The 2790-nt window shown below is 70.9% G+C and carries 1 protein-coding gene; it reads left to right on the top strand.

Translation table 11 applies throughout. The features are described from left to right. Positions 1–174: 174 nt before the first annotated feature. Positions 175–2790 (top strand): hydantoinase/oxoprolinase family protein (locus tag GJV64_RS13360; RefSeq protein ID WP_164157845.1); only part of this gene is annotated, 2616 nt, incomplete at its 3' end.

The raw sequence follows: 2790 nt of genomic DNA, 5'->3' as shown, positions 1-2790 counted from the left end.
CGGCGGCATCGCCGCCGGGGTGGACGCGCTGCCGCTGTTCGCCGCCTCGGCTGCGCCGGCCGGCGACCCTTTGCGCGAGCGGCTGGGCGCCATCGACCCCGACAACATCACCCCACGCGAAGCGCTCGACCTCATCGCCGATCTGAAGTCGCTCGCTGAAACGGCGCCCCCACCATGAGCGGCTGGCAGTTCTGGGTGGATCGTGGCGGCACCTTCACCGATGTGGTGGCGCTGCGCCCTGATGGCAGCCTTGCCACAGCCAAGCTGCTGAGCGATGCGCCGGGCCAGTATGGCGATGCCGCGCTGGAGGCGATCCGGCGCCTGCGCGGGCGTGATGCGGCGCCGATTGCCGCCGTGCGCATGGGCACCACGGTCGCCACCAACGCGCTGCTGGAGCGGAAGGGTGCGCCCACCGTGCTGGCGATCACGCGCGGGCACCGTGATGCTCTGGCCATCGGCCACCAGGCGCGGCCCGACATCTTCGCGTTGAACATCGTGAAGCCCGGCCTGCTGCACGCCCATTGCATCGAGATCGACGAGCGGATGAGCGCGGCCGGCGAGGTGCTGCGCCCGCTCGACGAGGCCGCGGCGTGCGCCGGCCTGCAGACCGCGTTCGATGCCGGCTATCGCAGCCTCGCCATCGCCTTCCTGCACAGCTTTGCCCACCCGGACCACGAGGCGCGCGTCGCCGCCATCGCCCGGGAGATCGGCTTCACCCAGGTGACTGCCAGCCACCAGGTCGGCGCCGTCATCCGGCTGGTGCCGCGGGCGTGGACCAGCGTGGTCGATGCCTATCTGTCGCCGCCGCTTGCTGCCTATGTTGGTCAGGTGGCAGCCGGGCTGGACGGGGTGAACCTCGCCTTCATGCAATCCAACGGTGGCCTGGCGCGGGCGGGGCATTTCCATGGCCGCGATGCGATCTTGTCGGGGCCGGCCGGCGGCATCGTCGGCATGGCGGCGGCGGGGCGCAGCGTTGGTGACACGCGCCTCATCGGCTTCGACATGGGCGGCACCTCCACCGATGTGTCGCTCCATGATGGCGGCTTCGAGCGGGCCAGCGAGGTGATGATCGCCGGCGTGCCGTTGTCGGTGCCGATGCTGAAGATCGACACGGTGGCGGCCGGCGGCGGCTCCATCGTGCGGCTGGACCAGGGGCGGCTGCGTGTCGGCCCCGACAGTGCCGGCGCCAGCCCCGGCCCGGCCGCCTATGGCAATGGCGGCCCGGCGACGGTGACCGATGCCAATATCGTTCTGGGCATCATCCAGCCCGATCATTTCCCGGCGCTGTTCGGGCCAACTGGCAGCGCGCCGTTGGATGCCGATGCGGCCCGCGCCCGTTTTGCCCATCTGGCCAGCGCGATTGGGCAAACGCCGGAACAGGTGGCGGCCGGCGCGCGCTTCATTGCGGTGGAAACCATGGCGCAAGCCATCCGCCGCATCTCGGTGGCGCGGGGGCATGACGTGGCGCGCTTCACCCTCTGCTGTTTCGGTGGCGCCGGCGGGCAGCATGCCTGCGCCATCGCCGACCAGCTGGGCATGACACGCGTGCTCATCCACCCGCTCGCCGGGCTGCTGTCGGCCTTCGGCATCGGGCTTGCCGAAAGCCGGGTGGTGCGCGTTGCCACCCTGGGCCGACCGCTGACGGCCAGCCTTGATCTCGACACGCCAGCCGGCGCGCTGGCCGCCGAGGCGCGTGCCGCACTGACCGCGCAAGGCGAAGACGTGGCCAGTGTGCAGCTGGCGGCCCGCGTGCGCTATGCCGGGTCGGACAGCGGCATCGACCTGCCGTTCGCCGATGCCGACACGCTGGCCCGCGCTTTTGCCGCCGAACAGACAAGCCGGTTCGGCTTCACAGTCTCCGGAGCCGAACTGGTGGTCGATGCACTTATCGCCGAGGCCGTGGGCAACACCCCGGCGCTGCCCGCCCGGCTGGCGCCACCGCCTGAAGGCCGCCCGCACCTCGCCAGCCATCGCCTGTGGCTGGGCGGCGAATGGCGCACGACCGGCTTCTATGACCGGGCGGCGCTGCCGGCGGGCTGGCGCATCGTCGGGCCGGCGGTGATCATCGACAGCGCCGGCACCACGCTCGTCGAACCCGGCTGGCAGGCCGAGGTGGATGATGCGGCCAACCTAATCCTCACCCGCCTCGCTGCCCGGCCAGCGCCGGCCGCGGGCGACACCGCAGCCGATCCCATACAGCTCGAGATTTTCGCCAACCGCTTCATGGCCATCGCAGAAGAGATGGGCGAGGCGCTGAAGAGCACCGCCTGGTCAGTCAACATCAAGGAACGGCTGGATTTTTCCTGCGCGCTCTTCGATGCCGCCGGGTGCCTGGTCGCCAATGCCCCGCACATGCCGGTGCACCTGGGCTCGATGGGGGACAGCGTGCGCTGCGTGATGGGCAAATGGGCCGGCGCCATCCGCCCCGGCGATGCCTTCGTGCTCAACAATCCCTATGCGGGCGGCACCCACCTGCCCGATGTCACCGTGGTGATGCCGGTGTTTGTTGGCGACGATCTCGCCTTTTGGGTGGCAGCACGCGGCCACCAGGCCGATATCGGCGGCATCACGCCCGGTTCGATGCCGCCCGACAGCCGCAGCATCGCCGAAGAGGGCGTGCTGATCGACAATGTGCGACTGATCGACGAGGGCCGCTTCTGCGAGGCCGAACTGTTGGCGCTGCTGGCCAGCGGGCCGTATCCGGCCCGCGATCCGGCGCGCTCCATCGGCGATCTGAAGGCCCAGGCCGCCGCCTGCGCGCGCGGCGCTGCCGCGCTGGTGGCGCTGTGC

Origin of the sequence: Sandarakinorhabdus rubra (assembly GCF_010994245.1) — a bacterium.
Taxonomy (GTDB): Bacteria; Pseudomonadota; Alphaproteobacteria; order Sphingomonadales; family Sphingomonadaceae; genus Sandarakinorhabdus; species Sandarakinorhabdus rubra.
Note: the sequence above shows the minus strand (reverse complement) of the source record. Positions and strands in the feature narration are given on the sequence as shown.